The sequence below is a fragment of the Parvularcula maris genome (assembly GCF_024505085.1).
GTDB classification, from domain to species: Bacteria; Pseudomonadota; Alphaproteobacteria; order Caulobacterales; family Parvularculaceae; genus Parvularcula; species Parvularcula maris.
In genome coordinates this window covers 71,487-97,047 of sequence record NZ_JANIBC010000005.1, presented here as the reverse complement: position 1 = coordinate 97,047, position 25,561 = coordinate 71,487, and the positions used below count along the sequence as shown (strand labels likewise).

The following is a 25,561-nucleotide window of genomic DNA, read 5'->3' as shown; positions in this document are numbered from 1 at the left end:
CCAGCGTGGCGGAACGAGCAGTCTTCATTGTCGGCGCGGGACTTGCCGGCCTCGCCTGCGCCAGGGTCCTGACCCGGCACGGTATTCCGGTGACCATCGCTGATAAGGGCAGGGGGCCTGGCGGTCGCTGCTCGACCCGCCGGAGCCAGCAGGGGCGTTTCGACCACGGCGCCAACTACTTCACGGTGAGAGACGAGGCGTTTCGCGCCCAGGTAGAGGTCTGGCAGGGGGCAGGGGCCGTTGGCTTGTGGGAGCCGCGCACCGGCCGCGACGGCGAAGCCAGTAAGAAGCGCGAGCCCTGGTACGCCGGCACCCCTAGCATGAGCGCTCCCATCGCCCATGAGGCGGAGGCGCTCGGCGCGGAGTACGGGCTGGAGATCGCCCCGCTGAGCGAAGGCCGAAGCGGTTTCGAGCTGCGCAGCAAAGCCGGACATCAGATCGCGGCGGCGCCCTTCGTGGTCCTCGCCTGCCCCGCCCCCCAGACAGCACATCTTCTGCCCCGAGGAAGGCTGAGTGAACAGGCTGCAGCGGCCCGCTACGCACCTTGCTGGACACTGATGGCAGCGTTTCCTTCGCAAGAAGGCGGTTTCGAAGCCGAAACCTTCTCGGACGGTGATCTGGACGCGGTCTTCCTACAGTCCTCCAAGAGCGGCCGGGAGGAGGGGACGCGCTTCACCGTCCATGCCTCTCCCCGGTTTTCCGAGCGGTACCTGGAGGACGACCCCGACGAGGTTGCCGGCATTATGCTTGAGGCGCTCGCAGCGAAACGACCGGGCTTGGGCGAGCCCGTCCTGACCATGATCCACCGCTGGCGCTATGCGCGGGTGACGGAGCCGACCGGCAAGGAGTTCGGTCTGGATATGGATCGCGGGCTGGCGACCTGCGGCGACTGGCATATCGGCCCGCGGGTGGAGGCGGCGTGGCTCAGCGGCTACCGTTTGGGACAGAGGCTGGCGAAGGAGCTTTCCTAAGCGCCGAGAAGCCTAGGGATCTGCTTGCGCAGCTTGAAGAAGCCGCGGTCGCAGGACGGCCAGGCTTGGCGGTCATAGTCGCGCAGGATGAAACGCAAGGGTACGCCTTCGCTTTCCAGCTCGGGGGCAAGCCGGGAGAGAAGATCGTGCACCGGCCCCTGGGGCGGGTAGAAGGCGACGATCTGCTCAGCGCCAGAAGCCTTTGCCGCCTCACCGATCTCCTCGGGGAGGAGGGGTCTTCCCTCCCTACCGAAACGGCGAGACCCGCGGCCGAGGGCGTCGGCCAGGGCCTCTTCGGAGAAGCGCAGCACACGCTCTGCGACCCCGAGCGGCGAGCGTCCCGGCGTCGCCGTCACACCGCCGAGGCCGGTGATGTCGAAGCGCTTCGGGTTGAGGCTCTCGGGGTGGAGCTCGTCGTCGTGAAGCAGGAAGAACGTCCTCGCGCCCTCCTTGGGGGGAGGAGGCGAGGGCAGGCCCTCCGCCTCACCGTTCCAGTCGTCCTCTAAGGGTTCGGGGTGCTCGTTCAGCCCACTGGGGTCGTAGCGGCCGTTCGTATGCTTACGGATGTTCGAGACGCGGGCGGCATAGGCCTTACCTCTCGTGTGAAGCCCGGCGGTCCAGCGCCAGGAGAGGGTATTGGAGGCGGCATCGCCGTCCAGAAGGTGGCGGTAGAAGAAGTCCGCTCCAAGCACCCAGGGCAGCCGCAGGGTGAAGATCCAGATCGAGCTGAACCACATGCGGGTGTGGTTGTGCAGATAGCCGACCTGCGCGAGCTCCCTCGCCCAGTCGTCGAAGCAGGCGATCCCGGTCTCGCCCGCGACGGCGCGATCATAGGCACGGCGGCGCTCGGTGCTCAGGCTGTCGAGGGCTAGCTCAATAGCTTCCTGGTAGAGGGTCCAGACATGGGACCGGAGCTCGAGCCAGCCTTTGAAATAGGTGCGCCAGAAGACCTCCGAGACGAACTTGTCGGCATCCCCCGGTCCGTGCTCGGCAACGGCAGCGCGCCCCACCTCCTCCTCCAGCAGCATCCGCCGGGAGAGATAGGGGGAGAGGCAGGAGGTACCTAAGCGCTGGTCCGGGCCGAAATCGGTGTTGCGGGTCTCGGCGTAGCGGCGGCCTGCGTTCGGCAGGAAGTGCTCCAGCCGCAAGAGGGCATGCTCCCGCGTGGCGGGGAAGAAATCGTACTGATCGGATACGTCGGACATGGGCCTCCGCGGGGTTTGCGGAGGAGATAGGGCGGGGGACCAACAAACCCCGCCGTCATCCCGGAAAGCGCGTCAGCGCTTATCCGGGACCTATGGACCGTCCCTTCCCTTCGAAGGCGAGGGTCGGCGCTGTTGCAGCGCTGGTCCATGGGTCCCGGACAGCCTTCGGCTTCCGGGATGACGGCGCAGCTTTAGAGAACCGGACGGAGCAGCCCGGCTATCCCCTCGTCCTCTTCAGGCCCCTCGCGGAAGGTCGGAACGAGGCGTTCCGGCAGGATGTCCTCCATGGCTTGGCCCACGGCCAGCACCTCGGCATCGGACCATCTCGCGCCCATGATCGAAAAGCCCACGGGCAGGCCGCGCACATCGCCCATGGGCACGGTGAGGTGCGGGTAGCCGGCGATGGCGGCGATCCAGCCGGCCCCGGCGCTGCCGCCGATCTTGTCACCGCGCACGAGGTCGATGGCGAAGGCAGGCGCGAAGCTGGGCGCTACGAGAAAGTCCACCTCGTAGTCGGCGAGCAGCCGGTCGATGCCTTCCTCGCGGGTGGCGCGCTGCACGTTGGCGACGGCCTCTTGGTAGTCCTGGCCTTGCGTGCCGCCGGTCTCCTCGCTGCCGGTGAGGATGTCCTGGCCGAAAAGGGCGAGCTGACGCTCCTCCGCCTCGTTGAAGGCGATGACATCGGCCAGGGTCCTTGTCGTGACCGCCGGGGCGGCGTCGGCGAGATAGGCGTTGAGCCCGTCCTTGAACTCGGCCTGGAGCACCAGATAGGCCTCTCCGCCATTGAGGCTTACCTCATGATCCTCGATATCGACCAGAATGGCGCCTGCCTCCTCGGCGCGGCGCAGCGCCTCGTTGAAGACTGCCTGCTCGCGCGGGTCGTCGGACTGCGCGCCGCGCAGGACACCTAAGCGCACGCCTTCCAGGTTGGCGCCTTCGAGGGCCGCTACGAAGTCGGTTGCATACTGATCCGCGTCGAGGGTGGCCTCGTCGCCCTCATCGGTCCCGGCCATCGCGGTGAGGATCATCGCCGCGTCCCGCACGCTGGTGGTCATCGGGCCGATCGTGTCCTGGCTGGCGCTGATCGGCACCACGTGGCGGCGCGAGACGAGGCCGACGGTGGGCTTGAAGCCGACAATGCCGTTGCTGGCCGAGGGACAGATGACCGAGCCGTTGGTCTCCGTGCCGAGCGCACCCCAGGCGAGCCCTGCCGCCACCGCCGCGCCCGAGCCCGAGGAGCTGCCGCAGGTGTTGCGGGTGACGTCGTGAGGGTTGCGGCTCAGACCGCCCACCGCCGAGTAGCCGCTGACCGACTGAGACGAGCGGAAGTTCGCCCATTCGGAGAGGTTGGTCTTGCCCAGGATCACCGCGCCTGCCTCACGCAGCTTGGCGATAGCGGGTGCGTCGCGCTTCGTGTCGTTCTCGAGGAGTGCCAGCGAGCCCGCCGTGGTGGGCATATCGGCCGTCTCGATATTGTCCTTGATGAGGATCGGCAGGCCGTAGAGGAGGGGCTTGTTTTCCGCCTCGCCATAGGTCTCGGCAAGCTGTTCCGCCTGCGAAACGGCCTCGTCGTTGATACGGAGCACGGCGTTGATGAAGGGGCCGCTATCGTCGATCTCGTCGATGCGGCTGAGATACTGCTGGGTTATCGCCGCCGGGGTGATCTCGCCTGCCTTCAGGGCTTCGGGTAGGGTCGAAGCATCAGGAGCCGCCGTGACCTCTTCCTGCTCGTTCTGCGGAGCCTCCGCATCGGTCTCGACTGCGCCCTGCTCGCAAGCCGCCAGCAGCGCAATCAGCGCCGCGCCCGTCAGATGTGTTCTCATCGGATCCATGCCCCTTCTCGAAGGCCGCCTAGGCGGCTTGGTCTTGACCCGCCCTTCTGACCTGCTACGGGCCTTCGCTTCAAGACGGGAAGTCTCCGAAAAGCCGCCGTTGAGATCGTGTGCCGCATGGGGCGACGCACCGGCCGGGGACGCTATGAAAGAGTGACGACATGTCCAAGCGGATCTCCGCCAAGTACAAGATCGACCGCCGCGTCGGTGAGAATATCTGGGGCCGCCCCAAATCCCCCATCAATAAGCGCGACTACAAGCCCGGCATGCACGGCCAGCGCCGCGCAGGCAAGGTCTCCGACTTCGGCCAGCAGCTCATGGCCAAACAAAAACTGAAGGGCTATTACGGCAACATCTCCGAGAAGCAGTTCGAGCGCCTCTATGAGACCGCCGCCTCGTCCAAGGGCAACACGGCGGAGCTTCTGATCGGCCTCCTCGAAAGCCGCCTCGACGCTGTCGTCTACCGCGCGAAGTTCGTGCCCACCGTTTTCGCGGCGCGCCAGTTCGTCAACCACGGCCACGTTATGGTCAACGGTAGGCGGACCAACATCCCCTCCTACCGCCTGCGCCCCGGCGATGTGGTCGAGATCCGCGAGAAGTCCAAAAACATGGCCCTCGTCCTCGAGGCTCTGCAGCTCGCCGAGCGCGACATTCCCGACTATGTGGACGTCGACCCCAAGAAGATGACGGCGACTTACGTCCGCGTGCCTGAGTTCTCCGAGGTGCCCTACGCGGCCACGATGGAACCCAACCTCGTGGTCGAGTTCTACGCTTCGTAGGCCTGCGGATCATCAGAACCAAGAAGAGCCCGGCCGTTGTGCCGGGCTTTTTTATACGCGTTGAGATAATGATTGAGTTCTGTGTGCGATCGTTATGGTAAGAGGCGCTAGGTACTCTTCTTTTCCCCCGTCGCGTAATATACCTTCAGCGACAGCTTCGTTCTGTTGAGCAGCGAGAGCTGACAGTTCCTGAACGCGCTTCCGGATGAAGGGTTCGGAGATGCCGGTCACCTCTGCTAAAACTGTCCACGATCGTTTGCCGATGTCTTCAAGACGCACCTCGCCGCCGACCCTCATAGCGAAACGATCACTCAGATCAGGATACTGGATAGTCGACAGTAAATCGTAGAGTGGAGCCAGCTCGGTTTTGAAACCCCTATATAATAAGCTGAAGTTCTTTCCGTGGGCGTCACAGTTTCCTATAAGCACATTGAAGATGACGGCGTCGAGAAGGCGCAGGACATTGGCAGCGGGGCGGGTCGTGACCCTGCGCACAAGGTTGAAACAATCTCGTAAACCCGGTCCACCTTCACCAGCATATTTTTTCGACGATGGTAGGCCAAGTGCCTGACAAAAGTCTTCCTGATGTATCCGCGCCGAGACATCAAAACTAGTTTCCAACCTATCGTATCGTTCAACAAGAAGGTAAGGTTTTTCTCGCACGTATCGTAACTGTGCCAATGCTGTACTAAGTCCCATGGCGCTAGCTAGACTCAGACAGAACGCTTCATTCTCTGTAGTTCCATTAAACCGGTCGATCGGCGGCTTGAGGATATGCGTGCTCGGTTGCCCAGGAGCGGGGAGTGCCAGACTGCCTTCTTTATCGAGAACAACTGGAAGTTTCCCTTGGGCACCAGCAAGGGATAACCGGATACCCTCCTGTCCAGCCAACATCGGGCGTTTGGGAAGGTTTTCGATCAGTGTCGCAAGCTCGTCTTCGTCCAGTGGCTTACTCACGTGAGCGCTTGAGGGCCGAGGAGGAGCCATTCCTTCCGGCCACAAACTGATCGCTCCCGCAACATCCCCCCCAAGTTCTGCAAGCAACTTGAACTCGTTTGCTTCTGATATGCCGAGTGCCTGAGCAATAGCCTCGCGCTGTCTCTCCTCGGGTAGCAAACCTTCGAAGAACGCACGGCACTCGCTCCGTGAAAAACTCTCTCGTCGCAAGGGGAGGGACTGGGAGACAGGCCGAGCCTCAGCTCGATCAAGCCAGTCACCATCATAGATGAAGCTTAGGTCTCCGCTCTGATCAACAGAGAGGTAGCCAACTACATGCTCCATCCACCAGACGGCGAGCGAGGTGGTCATTCTCACTCGTCTCCTGTTGGATATACTTCAACTCTGATGCCGAGTGCGGAGAGTACTTGGAGGGTCTTTGCAAGTTGCGCGGTGGGTTTGCCAGCTTCCAGCTCGACCAGAAAACGGGTACCTACACCGGCCGCGGCTGCCAGTTCATCCTGACGCAACCCTTGCCGTCGCCGTTCCGTCCGGATCCTATCGCCTATATCGTTCGCACTGATCATCCCGTACGGGAATATTTGCGGTCGGTGCTGCTACGTCAAGACCGATAATTCCCGATCGGGAAGAAAATGCGCCATCCATTACGAACTACGCTCGAATATTCCCGTGCGGGAATCAAGCCGCCTCCAGCACGCCCTTCTCCTGCAGGTAGGGCCTGAGCTCGCCCTTCTCGAACATCTCCCTCACGATGTCGCAGCCGCCGACGAACTCGCCTTTGACGTAGAGCTGGGGGATGGTGGGCCAGTCGGAGAAGGTCTTGATGCCCGAGCGCACGCCCTCGTCGGCGAGGACGTTCATCGAGCCGTATTCGGCGCCTAGATAGTCGAGGATCTGCACCACCGCGGCGGAGAAGCCGCACTGCGGGAACTGGGGCGTGCCCTTCATGAACAGCATGACCGGGTTCTGGTCGATGGCTGACTTGATGGTCTCTTGAGCGGTGTCGGTCATGGTCATCTCCGTTTGGCTTCAGCTAGAGAGCCTTCCGTGTCCCTGCAAGATGCCCCCTCCGCACTGATCGTCGCCGGACCCACCGCCTCCGGCAAATCGGCAGCCGCGCTCGCCTTGGCTGAGCGTCTGGGCGGGGCGGTGATCAACGCCGATGCCATGCAGGTCTACCGCGACCTGCGCGTCCTCACGGCCAGGCCTTCCCCGGAGGAGGAAGCGAGAGCGCCGCATCTCCTCTACGGCTATGTGGACGGGGCGGAGCGCTACTCCGCCGGGCGCTTCGTCGGCGAAGCGGTGGAGGCCATCGAGCGTTGCCGCGCCGAGGGCCTGATGCCGATCCTCTGCGGCGGTACGGGCCTCTATCTGAAGGCGCTGACGGAGGGGCTTTCGCCCATCCCTGAGGTCCCCGCGCCGATCCAGACCGAGGCTGAAGCGCGCTGGTCCGAGGATCCCGTTCGCTTCCGGGACGCGCTTCTGCAGAGCGACCCCGCCATGACGAGGCTCGATCCCGCCGACCGGCAGCGTCATGTGCGGGCCATGGCCGTCCTGGAGGCCACAGGACGCCCTCTATCGTCCTGGCAGGAGGAGCCGCCTGTCCCGCCCCTGCCGGGGTTTCGCTTCGCCGCCGCATGGATCGCCCTGCCGCGGGAGGAGCTCTACCGGCGCTGCGACCTTCGCTTTAGGCGGATGCTGGAGGAGGGGGCGTCCTTGGAGGTAGAGCGGCTCCTGGAGAGAGGGCTCGACCCCTCCCTACCGGTGATGAAGTCCCTCGGTGTGCCCGAGCTGGCGGCGATGCTGCGCGGCGAGCTCTCTCCCGAAGAAGCCGAGGCCAGAGCTGCTCAGCAGACCCGCCGCTTCGCCAAGCGCCAGACCACCTGGTTCTCCAACCAGACGGGCTGGCCGTCCTTCGGGGCGCCCGAAGCGCTGAAAGCGCATTTTCTGCACCAAGCGATGTAACTTCCCCTCCGCGCGCGCGAACAGGGTTTCCGAACACGATCGGAGGCACATTCATGTTCCTAGCAGCAATCATGGCCCTGTTGATGGGCGCCGAACTCGGACCGGCTGTCGGCTCGACCATCCCTGAGGCCGAGCGCTTCGAGGCGATGATGGGCGAGGAGGGCGCGACCATCGTCTTCGTCCGCTCCGTCGACTGGTGCCCGTTCTGCAAGAAGCAGGTGACCGAGCTGTCCGAAGTCAAGGCCGAGTTCGCGGAGGAAGGTCAGCCCCTCATCTTCGTCAGCTACGATGCGGCGGCAAAACAGGCGGCCTTCCAGAAACGCAGCGAGATCGAAGGCAACTTCATCGCCGATGAGGGCTCCGAGCTGATCATGGCCTTCGGCCTTCTCAATGAGAGCCACCGCCCAGGCAGCCGTGCCTACGGCATTCCCCACCCGGCGGTGATCGTGGTCGACGAGAACGGCGTGGTGGAAGCCAAGCTCTACGAAGAGGACTACACCACGAACGCCAAGAGCTACCGCAACCGTCCCGCGGTCGAAACGATCCTCGAAGCGGTCAAGGCCGAGTAGCTTGGGATCCGGACCCGCGAAGGTTGCGCCGCTCCAAGCTAGAACGGCCAGACCAGCACCGGCGGCAGGTCCTGTCCTGTCACCGCGCCATGGGCGAGCCACGCGACGAAGCCGGCGTAACCAAGGGCTGCGAGCCTGACGAGCCAGAGCCCTAGGGTTTTGGGTAGCGCTAAGGCCAGAAGCCCTGTGAGGGGCAAGGCCTGCAAAGCGTGGGTGGCGAAGAAGTGGGCGGCCCTGAGATCGCCGCCCTCGACCCGCCAGCCGAAGAGGCCTGGCTGAGGCCCCTGCACCGAGCCGCCCCATGCACCGCCGCTATAGCCGATCAGCCCGGCGGTCAGAAGCGTCAGGGGGAAGGTCAGCATCAGGCCGTAGGCGATGGAGGCCGAGAGCGCCCGGTTCCGCCCTGGTTCTCGGCTGGCGCGGTGCACCCCCAAACCGATGCTGAAAGCGCCTAGAACGAGGATGATGGCGAAAAGCCCGGCCAGGTTGAACGCCGCTGCTTCCGCGCCGGAATCGATGTTAAAGTGGGAGCGGACGCCGCGCGCGCTGGCCTGCCACAGCCAGATGCTCTCATAGGCGGTAGCCAGGACGAGCCCAGCAATGGTGAGACGGTACCAGAGGCGCCTGGTCGCTCCCTCCCGCAGCCAGTGGGTGAAGAAGGCAAGGCTGAGAAGGAAGACGCCGAGCGAGATGCCGAACTTCACCGGTTTGAGCCAGGTGCTCAGCCCGTCCACCGTTCGCTCGTCGATAAGCCCGAGAACGGCGAAAACGGGCACCAGCAGAAGCTGCAGCACACCCATCCAGGCGAGAACCGGTAAGCGGCGGAACACCGTCGTGATCGCTTCCATACCGGACGCCCCTTCTCGGCTAGCTCGAGCGCCCGCCGATCCGGGAACTATCCTATGATAAGAGGAGCGGCTGGATCAATACGGCCATGCTGGAGGCTAGGGGCAGTTTCGACCGAAAGCGGGAGTAGTTCTCGCGGAGAGCCTACCCTTCTCCATCTCTCCCTCCGGGAGAGATCGACATCTCTGATGTCGAGTGAGGGCGGGTAGAAGACTGAGCTTGGCCGTAAGAACGACCCTCACCCGAAGCCTGCTGACGCAGCCTTCGACCTCTCCCGGAGGGAGAGGTGGGGCAGCGTCGGTTCCCCGCTGAAGTGTTCGAGCTCATCCACTAACTCCTGCCGTCTTTCCTAGGCCCCGCGCTCGGCAGACGGTAGGAACTACCGGACCGCGAAAAGGGGAGAGTGCCGTGAGTAGAGCGACGAGACGGAGTGCCGCCTGGTGGCTGCCCTTGGCGGCGCTGGTGTCGTCCTGCACCCAGGGAGAGGAGCCGGAACCCAAGGGCGAAGAGGAGAGCTACCGCCTCTACCTTCTGGCGGGGCAGTCCAACATGGAAGGCTACGGCGACGTAGCGGAGCTGCCCGAAGGCCTGCGCGGGCCGGTTGAGGGGGCGGTGATCTACCATCTGGCATCGACGCCGGACGACGAGCCGTCGGAAGCGGGTGCCGAGTGGCGGGAACTGAGACTAGGCTTCGGTTCCGTCTACCCGCCCGAGGGGGTGACGGAGCAGTTCGGACCCGAGCTCTCCTTCGGCCGCGCCGTGGTCTCCGGGGGGCCGGTGGCGCTAATTAAATACGCACGCGGCGGCACGGCGATCATGCCGGGGGTGTCGGGCTACGGCTCGTGGGACCCGGCCTATGGCGAGGGCGAGGGGGTGAACCAGTTCGATCACGCACTCGCCGTTCTCGAAGCCGCCAGGGCCGCTGATGATGTGGACGGTGACGGCAGGGCGGAGAGGCTGGTCCCCAGCGGTATCGTCTGGATGCAGGGAGAGGCGGATGCCTTCGGCAGCGCCGAGGCTGCCGCCGCCTACCAAGCCAATCTCGACCGCCTGATCGAAGGCCTGAGGGAGGCCATGGGCCGCGCGAACCTGCCGGTGGTGATCGGGCGGATCGTCGACTCCCGCCCGCCAGGCGGCGAGCCGGTGATGGCCTATGCTGCCGAGGTCCAGGCCGCACAGGCGAGATGGGCGGAGGCCGATCCCTGCGCCTCCCTCGTCACCGCCCTGCCCCAGAAGACCGAACTCGGGGACGGTTGGCACTACGGCGCGGAAGGCCAACTGAACCTGGGCCGTGCCTTTGCCGAGGCGCTTGCGGCGCTGGAGGAGCGCTGCCCTCCCGCGGAGTAGCGGGCGGCTTCTGGCTAGCCCGCAGCGGCGCAGCGCCGGGTGACGGCCTGCAGAACCGTGCTGTTGGGGGTGATGATGTCGGCGAAGCCCTCCGCCTGGAAGGTGATGCTTCCCGCCGTGGTCATGGCGTCGACGATGGGATGAGCCGCGGGGATGCGGGTGACGCCCCGCTCGACGTTGTCGCTCACCCCCCGCCAGAGCCCCACCACCCGAGCCTCGCCCGCCGTGATGGTCATGGCGAGCTCGTCGTCCTGGCCGAGGGGAAGGCTCCTGCTGATGACCAGGTCCTCATTACCCGCCTCGCAGCGGACTTCGAGGATGCGAGGGCCGTTGCGGGGGCCGAAGCGGGCGCGACCACGCTCGCTGACCCAGCGGCTGTCGAGGACGTCCGACCCGCTCACATAGGGCCGCTCGGCTCTCGTCGGCGAGATAGTGGTCTCGGGCGAAGACGGCTTGGGGTCGGGGGGAAGCCTTCTATTGACCGGCTCGGGCTCCCCGCCGCAGGCCGCCGCGACAAGGAACAGGAAGACAAAGAGAAGCCGGCGCTTCCCCATGCCGGCCTCTAGGCCACCTTCATAAAGTCGGGCACGTGGTCGCCGAAACCCTTGACGTCGTCGGCATGGGTCATGGCCGGGCCGTCGTCCCGGCGTCCCCTGCCGCGCCCGCGACCACGCTCGGAACGCTCGCCCCTGTCGCTGCGCTCACCGCGTCCGCCGGAGCGTGAGCCGCGCTGCGGCCGGTCCTCTTCCTTGTAGCCCTCGAAGAACTCCTTGAGATCCAGCTCCTCGATCTCCTCCATGCCGGTGGTCTTGAGGACGGCGCGGAACTGCTTGTCGTCGCCGCCCGTCACCAGCATCACCGCCGTGCCCTTGCGCCCGGCGCGGCCCGTGCGGCCGATGCGGTGGACATAGTCGTCGGCATTGACCGGCACGTCGTAGTTGAAGACGTGGCTCACCTCGGGGATGTCGAGGCCGCGGGCGGCCACGTCCGAGGCGACCAGGAGCTTCAGCTCGCCGTCGCGGAACTTCTGCAGCGTCTCCATGCGGAAGGCCTGGGCCAGATCGCCGTGGATCGGGCGGGCGTCATAGCCGTATTTCTGAAGGCTCTTGGCGACGATATCGACGTTCTTCTTGCGGTTGCAGAAGATGATACCGTTCTTCAGCCCCTCTGCCGTGTCGATCACCTGGCGCAGGGTCGCGCGCTTCAGACGGTCGTCGCCTTTGGGCAGCACGACTTGAAGCTGGCGGATGGTCTCTGCCGTCTGGGCGGGGCGCGACACCTCGATACGGGCAGGCGCCGACAGGAAGGCCTGGGTCAGGCGCGTGATCTCCGGCGGCATGGTGGCCGAGAAGAACAACGTCTGGCGAGTGAAGGGCGTCAGGTTGAAGATGCGCTCGATGTCGGGGATGAAACCCATGTCGAGCATCCGGTCGGCCTCGTCGACCACCATGACCTCGAGACCGGTGAGAAGAAGCTTTCCGCGTTCGAAATGATCGAGCAAGCGCCCCGGCGTCGCGATCAGCACGTCGACGCCGCGGGTCAGCGCCATCTCCTGATCCTTGAAGCTCACCCCGCCGATAAGAAGCGCCATGGAGAGCTTGTGGTACTTGCCGTACTTCTCGAAGCTCTCGGAGACCTGGGCGGCCAGCTCCCTTGTCGGCGCCAGCACGAGGCTGCGAGGCATGCGCGCACGGGCGCGGCCACGGCTGAGGCGGTGGATCATGGGGATGGTGAAGGCGGCGGTCTTGCCGGTGCCGGTCTGGGCGATGCCAAGGACGTCACGGCCCTGAAGCGCCTCGGGGATGGCCTTGGCCTGGATCGGCGTTGGCGTGTCGTAGCCCGCGTCGAGAATGCCCTTGAGGAGCTTCTCGTCTAGGCCGAGATCGGCGAACTTGACGTTCACTTCGTCCTCGGAGGCGGTCTCTTCTTGAGCCTCCGCTTCGGGTTCTACGGTGTCCTGCGTGGCCGTCTCAGGCTCCGCGGGCCTCTCTTCCGCCATCTCGGCGGCGCCGCTCACCACTTCGGGGGCGGGCGTCTGGGAATCGTCTAGGGTCGGCGTCTCCGCCTTGTCGTTGTCAGTGCTCATGCAGTTGTTGCTGGTCTCGGTTCAGGTTGGTGGGATCGGGTTAGCTTTATCCAAAAGCGCCCGGCCCACCTTCCGAAGAAGCAAGCAAGACGCCAGACGGGTCTCTGGCGAATGTCTGACTTTGTCCCGCGCCACGCGCAGGCTGCATCCGCCGCGCGAGGGGAATAGTCGCGCGGCTGCTCGCTGTAAAGATAGCGCAGCTAAAGGCTTGGCAAGTGTTACCTTGTGAGCACAACTCGGTAGCGCGCCTTGCCGTCGCGCAGGTGCTGCATGCCTTCGTTGCAGTCCTCCATGGCGAAGACTTCGGTCTGCGGCGCGATCCCGTGGCGGCCGCAGAACTCCATCATGCGCTGCATGATAATGGGGGGCGCGAGGGAGGAGCCGCCCATCTTCTTCTCCCCGCCGATCAGCTCGAAGGCGCCCGCTTGAAGGGGCGCATCGACGAAGCCGCCCACGGTGACGAAGCGCCCCTTGGCGCAGAGCGCGCCCATATACTGCGACCACGGCAGCTCGGCGGCGGTTGTGTTGAGGATGAGGTCGAAGCTGCCGCGAAGCCTCTTCAGCGTGTCCTTGTCGCGGGTGTTGGCAACGTGGTGGGCGCCGAGCTTCTTGGCCTCCTCGGTCTTGTCGTCCGAGGTGGTGAAGGCCGTGACCTCGCATCCCCAGGCTCTCGCGAACTGAAGCGCCATATGGCCGAGCCCGCCAATGCCGATCACCCCCACCCGGTCCATGGGCGAGACCTCGTACTGGACCAGCGGGTTGAAGACCGTCGCGCCGCCGCAGAAGAGGGGGCCTGCGGAGATGGCATCGACGCTGTCCGGGATCGGGATGCACCAGAGCTCCGACGCGCGCACCCGGTCGGCGAAGCCGCCGTGGCGTCCGACGATCAGTCCCTCGCCCTTCACGCAGAGATTGTGGTGCCCGGAGAGGCAGGGGCGGCACTTTCGGCAGGATCTCGCGAACCAGCCGAGCCCGACCCGGTCGCCCACCTTCACCGAGGAGACAGCGCCGCCGATCTTCGCCACACGGCCCACGACCTCATGACCAGGAACCAGCGGGTAGCTCGACATGCCCCACTCGTTGTCCACCATCGACATGTCCGAGTGACAAATGCCGCAGCTCTCCACCTCGATCTCCACATCGTCGTGCTGGAGCTCGCCGGGGTCGTACTCGAAGGGCTGAAGCTCGCCCCCCTGCTCCATGGCGGCGTAGGCGTGAAAGGTCGTCATGGCAGCTCCTCGATCAGAGGGCCTTAGCTAGATTTTTTGGATTCGGTGTCACGGAGGATTGGCAGACGCTTCCGCTCCTGATAATCACTCGCAAAACGAGCGAGGCCCGATGTCAGACACCACCGCCCCCCGCATGGCGGCTTCCGAAGCCAAGCCGCGGGCGAAGACCATGTACCCCTTCCTGCCGAGCGAGCTGCAGCGGGGCACGTTCCTCCTCTGGCTGAAGCGCACCCATGCCTGGACCGGGCTGTTCGGGGCGTGCGTCTTCGTACTCCTGGGCTTCACCGGCATTCTTTTGAACCACCGCGCGGTGTGGAAGATCGACACGGGCGCGCCCACGGTCTCGGCGGTCGAGTTCGTCTATGAGGGCACACCGTTTGAGGACCGAGACGGTTTTGCCGCTTGGGTGCAGGACAGCTACGGCGTGGCGCAGGAGGCGGGCTCCTCACGAGATGCCCCAACCATTGAGCGGGTCAGCTTCGAGGGTCAGGAGATCGCCGCGGCCGAGCGCTGGGACATGCGCTTCCGCGGGCCGAACGCAGTGCTGGAAGCGAGCTACGTTCCAGCGGCGAACCTCGTGGCGCTGGAGCGGACCGAGCACAGCTTTCTCGGCTTCCTCAAGGAGCTGCACAAGGGCCACGGCATCGGCATCGTCTGGATCCTGCTGATCGACGCGGTGGGCGGGGCGCTCCTCCTGATGAGCCTGTCGGGCATTCTGCTCTGGTCGAAGCTGCACGGACCTAGGCTCGCGGCGCTAGGGCTGCTGGGCGCTGCGGCGGTGTGGCTTTTCCTGGGGGCGGGCACGATGACGATCGGGGGGCTGTAAGGCACTCCTCCCTCTCCCCACGGGGGAGAGGGATCGAGGGTGAGGGGGACCACAGCATCAAATTACAGGCGGTCAGGTGATCGACAGCTCACGCAGTGTTCTGAGAACCCCGAACACATTTGCTGAGGTTGCAGCCCCCTCACCCCCAGCCCCTCTCCCCGCCGGGGAGAGGGGCGCCCGACGTTGCACTGCTCGCTTTCGCTCTCTACCGTCGCCGCTTCAGTAGGAGCACCGAGATGACCTGGCAGCCCGCTAGCTGGCGCGAGAAGCCCGCCAAGCACATTCCCGACGACTATCCCGACCGGGGCGCGCTGGACGCCGTGGAGCGGGAGCTCGCAGGCTATCCGCCGCTGGTCTTCGCCGGTGAGGTGCGCACCCTGCGCGAGCGGCTGGCGGCGGTATCGCGGGGCGAGGCGTTCCTTCTTCAAGGGGGCGACTGCGCCGAGAGCTTCAAGGAGTTCTCCGCCGACAATATCCGCGACACCTTCCGTGTGCTGCTGCAGATGGCCGTGGCGCTGACCTATGGCGCCGCCGTCCCGGTCGTGAAGGTCGGGCGTATGGCTGGCCAGTTCGGCAAGCCGCGATCTTCCGCCACCGAAACGATTCAAGGAGTGACGCTGCCTAGCTACCGGGGCGACAACATCAACGGCATGGAGTTCACCCCCGAGGCGCGCATTCCCGATCCCCAGCGGCTCTTGCGCGCCTACGGACAATCGGCGGCGACGCTCAACTTGATCCGCGCCTTCGCCAAGGGCGGCTATGCCTCGCTTCGCAACGTGCACCGCTGGAACCTCGAGTTCGCGCGCGGGCCGGAGAACGAGCGCTACATGCAGATCGCCGACCGCATCTCCGACGCCATGGCCTTCATGGATGCTTGCGGTCTGACCGGCGGGGGCAGCAAGGCGCTCAACGAGGTCGAGTTCTACACGAGCCACGAGGCGCTTCTCCTGGGCTATGAACAGGCTATGACGCGTACGGATAGCACGACGGGCGACCCTTACGACACCTCCGCTCACATGGTCTGGATCGGCGACCGGACGCGCCAGCCGGATGGCGCCCATGTGGAGTTCTGCCGCGGCATCCAGAACCCCATCGGTATCAAGTGCGGGCCTACCTTAGAGCCTTCGGAGCTCTTAAAGCTCCTCGATGTTCTGAACCCTGACAATGAGGCAGGGCGCATCGTCCTTATCGCCCGCTACGGCACGGACAAGATCGCCCAGCACCTGCCCGCGCTTGTCCGCGCCGTGACGAAGGAGGACAGGCGCGTGGTCTGGTCCTCCGACCCCATGCACGGCAACACGATCAAGGCGGTGGGCGGCTACAAGACCCGCCGGGTGTCCTCCGTCCTCGGAGAAGTGCAGCAGTTCTTCGACCTCGTCCGCGCCGAGGGCGCCTATCCCGGCGGGGTGCATTTCGAGATGACCGGCCAGGACGTGACCGAGTGCCTAGGCGGCATGCAGGCCATCGGCGAGGAGGATCTCTCCTCGCGCTACCATACCCATTGCGACCCGCGTCTCAACGCCAGTCAGGCGTTGGAGCTGGCCTTCACCCTGGCGGAGGAGCTCCGTGAGGGGAGGGAGCGGCGGGCGGCTTAGGGTGTGTGTTAGTCTCTCCCTTGCGAGAGACCGACATCTCTGATGTCGAGAGAGGGGGAGGATACTGGAAGAGAGCTACTGCCCCTCTCCCCAAATCGGAAGATTTGGACCTCTCCCCAGGGAGAGGTTGTAGAGACAGCTCAACCCTCGCTGCGCACCTCGATGAAATACCGCGGCGGGTTGGCGCCCACGACCGGCATTACACGGACCATCGCCTCCTCGCCGAAATGTGCGAAGCAGCCCTCGATCAGACCGCGGCACATATCGGGGAGGGGCACATCGGAGCGGTAGTCGATCATCAGCACGCCGTCGCCGATCTTGTCCGCCTTCACCGTCCAGCGGCGGCCTTCGCGCACCTTGCCGCTGCCGAAGCCCTCGAGATAGGCGAGAGCGCCCTCCACCCCTTCGAAATGCTCAGGGTGCTGCGCGGCGAAGCGGGTGAAGAGCTCGCGGCCATAGGCGCGGAGCTGCTCGGTCTCGCGGCGGTGAGGGTCGGCGAGGCCTTGGGTGCGGAAAGGGTTCTTGTAGGTGACGCCCACGGGGAAGGCGCGGACGACGCGGCCCTCCGGCTTCGGCGCGGCAGGGGGCGGCGATTTCGCCTCCACCACATCGAGGATCGCCGCCAGCGCAAAACCCTTCATTCCCATTGCCCCAAGATAGCCCAAACAGAGCCTTAACCTTAGTGACCGCAGGGTTAACGCATCGTGAAGCCTGGCCCGGCAGAGCATTCTCCGCCGAAGTGGATACCGGTTCGGCGGTTCGAAAATGCGATCAACAAACCACTCTAGAAAACCCGCAGCACCGTGGCCGAGCGGCCCTTGTCGATCAGCAGCGGCATGGCCCGGCCGAAGGGGTTGGGGCGCACGGCGGCGGTGGCCGGCATCCTTAGGGTCTCGCGCAGACCGCGCAGCGCCTCTTCCAGCGCTTCCTCGCAAAGCTTATTGTTGGCGAACAGCATCCGCATATCATCTCCACCACGTTCCCGAGGAAACTTGTTGCGGACAAACAAGGCCAGCCGCCGAAGAAAATGGGGCGATTTTGAGGCAAGAGGGACCCGATTGAGGCAGGTGAGGGCTTGCGCCGGGGGGGCTCTCCCGCGCATGGACGCCTCAGCGTTCGAAGAGGGTCGCAAGATGGCGGAGAAACTGAGGGCAGGCGTCCTGGGCGCCGGTGTGTTCGGCGGCTACCACGCAGGGAAATACGCCGAGAGCGAGCAGGCCGAGCTCGTCGCGATCTTCGACCTCGACATCGCGCGGGCGAAGGAGGGGGCGGAGCGGCACGGCGCCCTCGGCACCTCCGACCTCGACGCTTTTCTGGGTATGGTGGACGTCGCCACCGTCGCCACCCCCGCCACCACCCACTACAAGTTCGCCAGGATGGCGCTGGAGCGAGGTATCCACGTGCTGGTCGAGAAGCCGGTCGCGCTGGGTCTTGGCCGGGCGGACACGCTGATCGAGCTGGCCCGCGAGAAGGGCCTCATTCTTCAGGTCGGGCATCAGGAGCGCTACGTCGCTGAGGGCTTTGGCCTTCTCGGGCGCGGCAAGCCGGAGCGCATCGTCTCGCGCCGCCTCAACCGCTACAGCGTGCGGGCCAAGGACGTGTCGGTGGTGATGGACCTCATGATCCACGACCTCGACCTCCTCGCCAAGCTGACCGGAGAGGGACGCGCCGAGCATGTCGAGGCGAAGGGCCGCTACGAGAAAGGGCCTCATGCCGACCGGGTCGATGCGGTCATGACCATCGGCGGGGTGAGGGCGGAGCTCTCCGCCTCGCGCCTGGAGGACGAGCCGACCCGTGACCTGCGCCTCGTCTACCCGGACGGCGAGGTGCATCTCGACTTTCTGAAGCGCGAGATCAGCAACACCACGCCCGAGCCGGTGAAGGCTGCGTTCGAGGGCGACGACCTGCCGCCCGAGCTGCGCGACCCCCTCTCTTTCGGGACCGAAAGCTTCCTGGCCGCCGTTCGTGGTCGAGCCGAGCCTACGGTTACCGGGGAGGACGGCCGCCGCGCTGTCGCTCTAGCCCTTCAGGTGGAGGAGGCGCTTCGTGGCTGACATCCTCAAACTCGCCCTCGTTCAGCTCAACCAGGTGGTCGGCGACCTCGAAGGCAATGCCGAGCGTATTCTCAAGGCGCAAGCGGAGGCAGGGGACGCGGACCTTCTGGTCACGCCTGAGCTGTCGCTCTCCGGCTACCCGCCGGAGGACCTCGTTCTGCGCACGAGTTACGTCGCCGCCTGCCGCCGAAGGGCGGAGGAGCTGGCCGAGGCCATGCGCGACGGCCCCGCCGTCCTGGTCGGCTGCCCCTGGTGCGACGAGGACGGAGCGGCCCACCCCTACAATGCGGTCCTGCTGATGGACCGGGGCAGGATCAGGGGCATTGCCCGCAAAGTGCATCTGCCCGATTACGGCCCCTTCGACGAGCCGCGGACCTTCGTCTCCGGCCCAGGCCCCCAGCCGATGGAGCTGCGCGGCTTCAAGCTCGGCGTCATGGTCTGCGAGGATATGTGGTTCCCGGAGGTCAGCCGCAGTCTAAAGGAGGCGGGGGCGGATGTCCTCATCGCCCCCCACGGCTCGCCCTTCCGCAAAGGGGTGAAGCGCGAGCGCCGCGAACATGCCGAGAACCGCGCCGGCGAGACCGGGCTGCCCCTCATCTTCGTCAACCAAGTGGGCGGGCAGGACGAGCTCATCTTCGACGGCGGCAGTTTTGCCGTGGACGGATCGCACATGGCGTCGAGCCTCCCCCTCTACCGCAAGGGAACGGATATCGTGACCCTGCGCCGCAGCGAAGAGAAGCGCAGCCTTGAGGGAGGCAAGCGCGCCTCCTGGCCCGAGGACGAGGCGCTGGTCTACGGCGCGCTTCTGACCGGTACGCGGGACTATGTGAGAAAGTCCGGCTTCTCCCAGGTGGTGCTGGGGCTATCGGGGGGCATCGACAGCGCGCTGGTCGCGGCCATCGCTGTCGATGCGCTGGGTGCGGAGAACGTTCACTGCGTGAGACTGCCTAGCCGCTACACCTCGGAAAGCTCGATGACCGACGCCGAGGCCTGCGCCAAGGCCCTCGGCGTGCGGATGGACACGATCCCCATCGAGCCCGGCGTCGAGGCGCTAAGCGGCATGCTCTCGGAGGTCTTCGCCGCCCGCCCGCCGGACCTGACCGAGGAGAACCTTCAGTCCCGGCTGAGAGGCACGGCGCTGATGGCGATCTCGAACAAGCTCGGCTCGATGATGCTGACCACCGGCAACAAGTCCGAGATGGCGGTGGGCTACGCCACCCTCTACGGCGACATGAACGGCGGCTACAACCCGCTCAAGGACGTCTACAAGGTCGAGGTCTTCGCCCTCGCCCGATGGCGCAACCAGGCCAAACCCTCCTGGGCGCTGGGTCCTGACGGGGTGGTGGTGCCCGAGAGCGTGCTGACCAAACCTCCCTCAGCGGAGCTTCGTGACGACCAGACCGACCAGGACAGCCTTCCGCCCTATGACGTGCTCGATGCGATCCTGCGCGGGCTGATCGAGGAGGAGGCGGGGGTCACCGAGATCGCCGCCCGCGGCTTCGACGAAGCCTTAGTCAAACGGGTACAGACCATGCTGTTCCGCGCCGAGTACAAGCGCCGCCAATCCGCCCCCGGACCGAAAGTCTCGGTGCGCTATTTCGGCCGCGACCGCCGCTATCCCATCGTCAACCGCTTCGAGGGGTAGGTTCTTTTGTTTGCTCCCCTTCAGGGGAGGTACCGTAACCAGCGATTTCGCTAGCGGACAGTCCCCCTCCGCCCCTATGGGGCACCTCCCCCACAAGGAGGGGGAGGAAAGCGCGGCGGCGAAATATGTTCCCAGTAAACCAACGCCGCCGCTGGAAGGCACCCGGCCGGGTGCCCGGACCGCATGCGCTCAAGTAGCGAAGCGGTAGCGCACTACTAAGAATGCCTCGCCCCGTCGGAGGCGCTGCGCGCCGTGAGACAAAAGAAGTAACCTTCGTGCCCGCTTCTCGAACAGGAGGATGTGCAACCACGAGGGATGCCTCACCGATGAAAAAACTGATCTCCGCTGCCGTTCTCGGCTTCTCCGCCGCCGCTTTCGTTCCGACTGCGGCCAATGCTGCCGACCCTGTCCACACCGGCCTCTTCAACAACACCGCCGTTGGCGGGTGGGATGCCGTGAGCTTCCATGACGGCGAAGGCGTCGAGGGCTCGAAGAAGTTCTCCACCACCTATAACGGTGCCGAGTTCCGCTTCGCCAGCGCCGAGAACCTCGCTCGCTTCGAAGAGGACCCGGCTCGCTACGCCCCGGCTTACGGCGGCTACTGCGCCTGGGCGATCGCCCAAGGTAACCTGGCGCCGGGCAACCCGAAAAACGCCAATGTCGTCGACGGTGTCCTGTACCTGAACTACAACGACTCGATCGAGGAGAAGTGGCTCGCCGACGTGCCCGGCTTCATCAAGAAAGCCGATCAGGAATGGCCCGAAGTTCTCGGCTAGGACTGAAACCTTTTCGGAGCGCCTAGCGAACAACGTTCTGTGAGCCGCTCTGACTAGCCTTACCCCTTTACCCCTGGCCGGTGCTGTTCGTCCCCCTGATGCGAGCAGCTCTTCCTCCCCTTCACCGGCCTGGGGGCAGGCTGCCCCCGGAGCTCTGCCGCGTTACGGCAGGACCGGGGGTACGCCTGTTCCTGCCGCCTGACATGGCGGTAGAGGGCGACGTCATCGGCATAGAGGTCGTAGACGGACTGCCGGTCGGCCTCGCTGATCTCGTCCTGTGAGCGGCTCTCGTTCCGCTTCGGTAGGGCGGCAAACTCCGCATCCGGCACCAGCTTTTCGGCAAACTCGGGGAAGATTTCCGGCATGCGCTCGAAGCTGATGAGGCGCTTGAGGCGGGCATGGCCGCTGCTATCGGTGAGTTGTTCCGTCTGCGAAACGGCCTGCTTGGGATAGCGCCGAAGCCAGTCCGTCAGAAACTCCGTGAAGCTCATCTTACCTGTCCAGCGATCGGGCTTGTTCCGCTCGAACCAGCTATCCTTGTGCGAGCGGTAGAGGCTGTGAAGCCGCTCGGCAGGCTCGCGGACCACGGCGAAGCTCTCGAACTTCTCGAAGGGCTCTTCTTCGAAGATATAGGCGAAGCGGTCCATGACCTCGCTCAGCGTCATGTGCTTGCCGAAGCGTGTGTGGGCGATGTGGATACTAGCGTGGGGCGCCAGCGCCGCCTCGATAGCCGTCGAGGCCGTCTTGAGGGTGGCGATGAAGACGAAGCGGTGTCGGGTCGAAAGAAGCACCCACGGATAAGTAGAGCGCGGGTGCGGGACGTCGCCTGCCAGTTGGTCGCAGGAACACCGTCATCCCGGAAAGCCTTGGGCTTATCCGGGATCCATGAACCAAACATCAGGGATATAGCGACCAGCCGGTCCATGGGTCCCGGCTCTTCGCTGACGCTACGGTCGGGATGACGCCCAATTATGCCTCAGACGTACTCGACCTTCTCGATCTCGTAGACGCGGCTGCCGCCGGGGGCCGCCACCTCGACGCTGTCGCCCTCCTCCTTGCCGATCAAAGCGCGGGCGATGGGGGAGGAGATGGAGATGCGGTTCTGCTTGAGGTCCGCTTCGAGCTCGCCGACGATCTGGTAGCGCTTCTCCTCTTCGGTGTCCTCGTCGATCAGGGTCACCGTGGCCCCGAACTTGACCGAGGGGCCACTGAGGGAGGCAACATCAATCACTTGCGCGCGGGAGTGCTTGTCCTCGAGGTCCATCACCTGTCCCTCGATCCAGGACTGGCGCTCCTTGGCGGCGTGGTACTCGGCGTTCTCACTGAGGTCGCCATGGGCGCGGGCCTCGGCGATGGCTTGAATGATGGCCGGGCGCTCGACGCTCTTCAGGTGCTTGATGTCGGCCTCGAGCTTGTCGAATCCGGCTTTGGTCATAGGGAACTTGTCCACCATCGGGTGCACCTCGAAATCACGGTCAAAGAAGGGTGCTGCAGTGCAGCAGGGTCAGCGGTTGTAGTCCTGCAGCGGCCTGACTTCAAGGCCGCCCTCCCGCCTGGCCCTGATGGCCCTGACCACCGCTCGCGCACCATTGATCGTTGTAATGGTGGGGATGCGCCGCTGCAGCGCCGTGGTCCTGATCGAGCGGCTGTCCGACACCGACTGCGCCGTCTCGGTGGTGTTGATGACCATGTGCACCTCGCCGTTGATGAGACTGTCGACGATGTGCGGCTGGCCCTCCAGCACCTTGTTGATGCGCTTCACGGTGAGGCCTTTTTCGGCAAGGAAGCTCTGCGTGCCGCCGGTCGCCATGAGGTTGAAACCCATCTCGGCGAGGCGGTGCGCGACCCGCTCGATGGCCTCCTTGTCCTGATCCTTCACCGAGATGAAGACGCAGCCCTCCGTAGGCAGACGAGTGCCTGCACCGATGAGGGATTTGAGCCGCGCCTTGTCGAAATCGCGGTCGATGCCCATGACCTCGCCAGTGGAGCGCATCTCCGGGCCGAGCACGGTGTCGACACCCTGGAAGCGGGAGAAGGGGAAGACGACTTCCTTCACCGCCGTATGCGGAAGGTCTTGCTCTCGAAGGTCGAACTCGGAGAGCTTGGCTCCGGCCATAATCCGTGCACCGATCTTGGCCACCTGGATACCGGTGGCCTTGGCGACGAAGGGCGCCGTGCGCGAGGCGCGGGGGTTCACCTCGATGAGGTAGACCTCGCCGTCCTTGATCGCGAACTGGACGTTCATCAAACCCCGGACGCCCAGCTCCTTGGCCAGCGCGCGGGTCTGGCGCTTGAGCTCGTCCTGGGTTTCGGCGGAGAGCGTATAGGGAGGGATGGAGCATGCGCTGTCGCCAGAGTGCACGCCCGCCTCCTCGATATGCTCGAGGATACCAGGGATGAAGACCTCCTCGCCGTCGCAAAGAGCGTCCACGTCGCACTCAATGGCGTTGTCGAGATAGTGGTCGAGGAGGAGAGGGGCGGCACTGGAGAACTGCACCTTCGACGTATCGAGATAGTTCGTCAGAGAAGCCTCGTCGCGAACGATCTCCATGGCCCGGCCGCCGAGGACGAAGCTAGGGCGGGTGACGAGGGGGTAGCCGATCTTGCTGGCGGCCTCGAACACCTCCTCGCGGGTGGAGGCGGTGGCACCTGCTGGCTGTTTAAGCTTGAGCTTGCGCACGAGCTGCAGGAACTGCTCGCGGTCCTCCGCCCGCTCGATGGCCTCGACCGGGGTGCCGAGGATGGGCACGCCGAGATCCGCCAGGGGCCGTGCAAGGTTGAGGGGCGTCTGCCCGCCATACTGAACGATGACACCGAGAAGCTCGCCCTTCTCCATCTCTCTACGGATCAGCTCATAGGTGTCTTCGGAGGTGAGGGGTTCGAAGTAGAGCCGGTCGGAGGTGTCATAGTCCGTGGACACCGTTTCAGGGTTGCAGTTGACCATGACGGTCTCGATGCCTGCTTCCTTGAGGGCGAAAGCAGCGTGCACGCAGCAATAGTCGAACTCGATGCCCTGGCCGATGCGGTTCGGCCCGCCGCCGAGGATGACCACCTTCTTGCGATCAGAAATGCCCGCTTCGTCGGTGCCGTGCGCTTCGTAGGAGGAGTAGAGATAGGGGGTCGCCGCCCTGAACTCGCCGGCGCAAGAGTCGATACGCTTGAAGACTGGCGCGACGCCCGTCTCCTCACGAAGCTGACGCACCTCAGCTGGCGTGCCGCCCGCGAGCTGAGCCAGCCGCTCGTCGGAGAAGCCCATGGATTTGAGGCGGTGCAGCCCCTGACTGTTCGCAGGCAGACCGTCCCGCTCCACGTCGCGCTCGGCCTCAATGATCCCCTGCATCTGCTCAATAAACCAGGGATCGTAAGCGGTCATGGCGCGGATCTGATCGGCGGGGAAGCCGAGGCGGATGGCCTGGGCCGCGACCCGCAAACGCTCCGGTGTCGGAGAGCTGAGCGCACGGCGCAGCGCCGCCACGTCATCGTCACCGCCCAGGCCCTCGATCTTGATGGGGTCCAAGCCGGACAGACCCGTCTCCAGCCCGCGCAGTGCCTTCTGCAGGCTTTCCTGGAAGGACCGACCGATGGCCATCACTTCGCCCACGGACTTCATGGCGGTGGAGAGAAGCGGCTTAGCGCCAGGAAACTTCTCGAAGGCAAAGCGCGGAATCTTGGTGACCACATAGTCGATGGTCGGCTCGAAGGAGGCGGGGATGGCGCCGCCGGTGATGTCGTTGCCGAGCTCGTCCAGCGTGTAGCCCACGGCGAGCTTGGCCGCGACCTTGGCGATAGGGAAGCCCGTGGCCTTGGACGCTAGCGCAGAGGAGCGGCTGACCCGCGGGTTCATCTCGATGACCACCAAGCGCCCATTCTCGGGATTGACCGCGAACTGAACGTTGGAGCCGCCGGTCTCCACCCCGATCTCGCGCAGGACCGCGATCGAGGCGGTGCGCATTTTCTGATATTCTTTGTCCGTGAGCGTCATGGACGGCGCGACGGTGATCGAATCGCCCGTATGCACGCCCATGGCGTCCACGTTCTCGATGGAGCAGATAATGATGCAGTTGTCCGCCCGGTCGCGGACCACCTCCATCTCGTACTCTTTCCAGCCAAGAAGGCTCTCGTCGATCAGGACCTGCCCGACGGGCGAGGCATCGAGCCCTGCACGGACGATCTCGGAGAACTCGTCCTTGTTGTAGGCGATGCCGCCCCCCGTGCCGCCCAGGGTGAAGGCGGGCCGAATGATGGCGGGTAGGCCGATCTCCGGCAGGGCAGCCATGGCTGTGGCGTAGCCCGCCACCCGGTCGTAATCGACCACCTTACCCTCATCGTTCTTGATGGCGGGGGAGGAGGCGATGGCCGAGCGGGGGTTCTCGAGCCCGATCTTCTCCATGGCGAGGCGGAACTTCTCCCGGTCCTCGGCCTTGTCGATGACGTCCGCCTTGGCGCCGATCATCTCCACGCCGTAGCGGTGGAGGACGCCGGTGCGGTCGAGCTCCAGCGCGCAGTTGAGCGCCGTCTGGCCGCCCATGGTGGGCAGCAGCGCGTCGGGGCGCTCGCGCTCGATGACCTTCTCGACGAACTCAGGCGTGATCGGCTCGATATAGGTGGCGTCGGCGAATTCCGGGTCGGTCATGATGGTGGCCGGGTTCGAGTTGACGAGGACCACCCGGTAGCCCTCTTCTTTCAAGGCCTTGACCGCCTGGACGCCTGAGTAGTCGAACTCGCAGGCCTGGCCGATGACGATCGGCCCCGCGCCGATGATGAGGATGGTCTCAAGATCGGTGCGTTTGGGCATGGGCTTGGTTCTCCGGAGCGCGCGTAAACGGCTGAGCCGTTAGGCCCGCACGCAGCGGAAATCAACGGGGCTTGGGCGCCTGGC

General features: G+C 65.0%; 24 protein-coding genes. 10 read left to right on the top strand and 14 right to left on the bottom strand.

The features are described 5' to 3' along the window. Positions 1-5 precede the first annotated feature (5 nt). Positions 6-971 carry an NAD(P)/FAD-dependent oxidoreductase gene (locus NOG11_RS08660; protein ID WP_256619351.1) on the top strand — a complete coding sequence of 322 codons (966 nt, stop codon included), beginning with the start codon at positions 6-8 and terminating at the stop codon, positions 969-971. Here the strand turns inward: NOG11_RS08660 and NOG11_RS08655 are convergent. Continuing rightward, a complete protein-coding gene (locus NOG11_RS08655) occupies positions 968-2,176 on the bottom strand; it encodes an FAD-binding domain-containing protein (RefSeq protein ID WP_256619350.1) in 1,209 nt (402 codons plus the stop codon). The genes NOG11_RS08660 and NOG11_RS08655 overlap by 4 nt on opposite strands. 191 nt (positions 2,177-2,367) lie before the next feature. Then, on the bottom strand, positions 2,368-3,999 hold the full coding sequence (locus NOG11_RS08650; RefSeq protein ID WP_256619349.1) for an amidase: 1,632 nt from the start codon (positions 3,997-3,999) through the stop codon (positions 2,368-2,370). A 170-nt stretch (positions 4,000-4,169) separates the two neighbouring features. On the opposite strand from NOG11_RS08650, the gene rpsD reads away from it, so the two are divergent. Beyond that, on the top strand, positions 4,170-4,787 hold the full coding sequence (gene rpsD, locus NOG11_RS08645; RefSeq protein WP_256619348.1) for a 30S ribosomal protein S4: 618 nt from the start codon (positions 4,170-4,172) through the stop codon (positions 4,785-4,787). Between the two features lie 51 nt (positions 4,788-4,838). Here the strand turns inward: rpsD and NOG11_RS08640 are convergent, their stop codons facing one another. The 3 genes from NOG11_RS08640 to grxD form a co-directional block, all read right to left on the bottom strand. Beyond that, a complete protein-coding gene (locus tag NOG11_RS08640; RefSeq protein WP_256619347.1) occupies positions 4,839-6,095 on the bottom strand; it encodes a type II toxin-antitoxin system HipA family toxin in 1,257 nt (418 codons plus the stop codon). 2 nt (positions 6,096-6,097) lie between these two features. Further along, positions 6,098-6,310, bottom strand: a complete 213-nt coding sequence (locus NOG11_RS15170; protein WP_370468252.1) for a type II toxin-antitoxin system Y4mF family antitoxin — start codon at positions 6,308-6,310, stop codon at positions 6,098-6,100. 112 nt (positions 6,311-6,422) lie between these two features. After that, a complete protein-coding gene (grxD, locus tag NOG11_RS08635; protein ID WP_256619346.1) occupies positions 6,423-6,755 on the bottom strand; it encodes a Grx4 family monothiol glutaredoxin in 333 nt (110 codons plus the stop codon). Between the two features lie 36 nt (positions 6,756-6,791). Between grxD and miaA the strand changes: the two genes are divergently transcribed. Next, a complete protein-coding gene (gene miaA, locus NOG11_RS08630) occupies positions 6,792-7,709 on the top strand; it encodes a tRNA (adenosine(37)-N6)-dimethylallyltransferase MiaA (protein ID WP_256619345.1) in 918 nt (305 codons plus the stop codon). A 53-nt stretch (positions 7,710-7,762) separates the two neighbouring features. Beyond that, positions 7,763-8,278 carry a redoxin domain-containing protein gene (locus NOG11_RS08625; RefSeq protein WP_256619344.1) on the top strand — a complete coding sequence of 172 codons (516 nt, stop codon included), beginning with the start codon at positions 7,763-7,765 and terminating at the stop codon, positions 8,276-8,278. Positions 8,279-8,316: 38 nt separating this feature from the next. Here NOG11_RS08625 and NOG11_RS08620 read toward each other — a convergent pair whose 3' ends face one another. Further along, positions 8,317-9,126 (bottom strand): hypothetical protein, encoded by an 810-nt coding sequence (locus NOG11_RS08620; protein WP_256619343.1) that lies wholly within the window; start codon positions 9,124-9,126, stop codon positions 8,317-8,319. A gap of 406 nt (positions 9,127-9,532) precedes the next feature. Here NOG11_RS08620 and NOG11_RS08615 point away from each other — a divergent pair, with 406 nt between their 5' ends. Beyond that, positions 9,533-10,471 (top strand): sialate O-acetylesterase, encoded by a 939-nt coding sequence (locus NOG11_RS08615; RefSeq protein WP_256619342.1) that lies wholly within the window; start codon positions 9,533-9,535, stop codon positions 10,469-10,471. A 14-nt stretch (positions 10,472-10,485) separates the two neighbouring features. On the opposite strand, the gene NOG11_RS08610 is transcribed toward NOG11_RS08615, so the two are convergent. The 3 genes from NOG11_RS08610 to ahr form a co-directional block, all read right to left on the bottom strand. Beyond that, the gene (locus NOG11_RS08610; RefSeq protein WP_256619341.1) at positions 10,486-11,025 is read right to left on the bottom strand and encodes a hypothetical protein; all 540 of its coding nucleotides are present in this window, start codon (positions 11,023-11,025) and stop codon (positions 10,486-10,488) included. 8 nt (positions 11,026-11,033) lie between these two features. Continuing rightward, positions 11,034-12,557: a DEAD/DEAH box helicase gene (locus tag NOG11_RS08605; protein WP_256619340.1), complete on the bottom strand. Its 1,524-nt coding sequence runs from the start codon at positions 12,555-12,557 to the stop codon at positions 11,034-11,036. 218 nt (positions 12,558-12,775) lie between these two features. Further along, positions 12,776-13,786 (bottom strand): NADPH-dependent aldehyde reductase Ahr, encoded by a 1,011-nt coding sequence (ahr, locus tag NOG11_RS08600; RefSeq protein WP_256619339.1) that lies wholly within the window; start codon positions 13,784-13,786, stop codon positions 12,776-12,778. A gap of 109 nt (positions 13,787-13,895) precedes the next feature. Between ahr and NOG11_RS08595 the strand changes: the two genes are divergently transcribed. Together NOG11_RS08595 and NOG11_RS08590 are read left to right on the top strand one after the other, a co-directional pair. Next, positions 13,896-14,612 carry a PepSY-associated TM helix domain-containing protein gene (locus NOG11_RS08595; protein WP_256619338.1) on the top strand — a complete coding sequence of 239 codons (717 nt, stop codon included), beginning with the start codon at positions 13,896-13,898 and terminating at the stop codon, positions 14,610-14,612. Positions 14,613-14,848: 236 nt separating this feature from the next. Next, complete coding sequence (locus NOG11_RS08590) at positions 14,849-16,207, top strand: class II 3-deoxy-7-phosphoheptulonate synthase (RefSeq protein ID WP_256619337.1); 1,359 nt, start codon at positions 14,849-14,851, stop codon at positions 16,205-16,207. A gap of 140 nt (positions 16,208-16,347) precedes the next feature. Here the strand turns inward: NOG11_RS08590 and NOG11_RS08585 are convergent, their stop codons facing one another. Both NOG11_RS08585 and NOG11_RS08580 read right to left on the bottom strand, forming a co-directional pair. Then, positions 16,348-16,848, bottom strand: coding sequence for a heme NO-binding domain-containing protein (locus NOG11_RS08585; protein WP_256619336.1), 501 nt, complete (start codon positions 16,846-16,848; stop codon positions 16,348-16,350). Positions 16,849-16,991: 143 nt separating this feature from the next. After that, positions 16,992-17,171 carry a hypothetical protein gene (locus NOG11_RS08580; protein ID WP_256619335.1) on the bottom strand — a complete coding sequence of 60 codons (180 nt, stop codon included), beginning with the start codon at positions 17,169-17,171 and terminating at the stop codon, positions 16,992-16,994. A 136-nt stretch (positions 17,172-17,307) separates the two neighbouring features. Between NOG11_RS08580 and NOG11_RS08575 the strand changes: the two genes are divergently transcribed. From NOG11_RS08575 to NOG11_RS08565, 3 genes are all read left to right on the top strand, one after another. Next, positions 17,308-18,261 carry a Gfo/Idh/MocA family protein gene (locus NOG11_RS08575; RefSeq protein WP_256619334.1) on the top strand — a complete coding sequence of 318 codons (954 nt, stop codon included), beginning with the start codon at positions 17,308-17,310 and terminating at the stop codon, positions 18,259-18,261. Beyond that, a complete protein-coding gene (locus NOG11_RS08570) occupies positions 18,254-19,906 on the top strand; it encodes an NAD+ synthase (protein WP_256619333.1) in 1,653 nt (550 codons plus the stop codon). Before NOG11_RS08575 ends, NOG11_RS08570 begins: the two co-directional genes overlap by 8 nt. Before the next feature lie 326 nt (positions 19,907-20,232). Beyond that, positions 20,233-20,682 (top strand): YHS domain-containing (seleno)protein, encoded by a 450-nt coding sequence (locus NOG11_RS08565; RefSeq protein WP_256619332.1) that lies wholly within the window; start codon positions 20,233-20,235, stop codon positions 20,680-20,682. Positions 20,683-20,741: 59 nt separating this feature from the next. Here the strand turns inward: NOG11_RS08565 and NOG11_RS08560 are convergent, their stop codons facing one another. The 3 genes from NOG11_RS08560 to carB form a co-directional block, all read right to left on the bottom strand. Continuing rightward, positions 20,742-21,473 (bottom strand): sulfotransferase family 2 domain-containing protein, encoded by a 732-nt coding sequence (locus NOG11_RS08560; RefSeq protein ID WP_256619331.1) that lies wholly within the window; start codon positions 21,471-21,473, stop codon positions 20,742-20,744. Positions 21,474-21,658: 185 nt separating this feature from the next. Then, positions 21,659-22,132, bottom strand: coding sequence for a transcription elongation factor GreA (gene greA, locus NOG11_RS08555; protein WP_370468255.1), 474 nt, complete (start codon positions 22,130-22,132; stop codon positions 21,659-21,661). 54 nt (positions 22,133-22,186) lie between these two features. Continuing rightward, positions 22,187-25,477 (bottom strand): carbamoyl-phosphate synthase large subunit, encoded by a 3,291-nt coding sequence (gene carB / locus NOG11_RS08550; RefSeq protein ID WP_256619329.1) that lies wholly within the window; start codon positions 25,475-25,477, stop codon positions 22,187-22,189. Positions 25,478-25,561 lie beyond the last annotated feature (84 nt).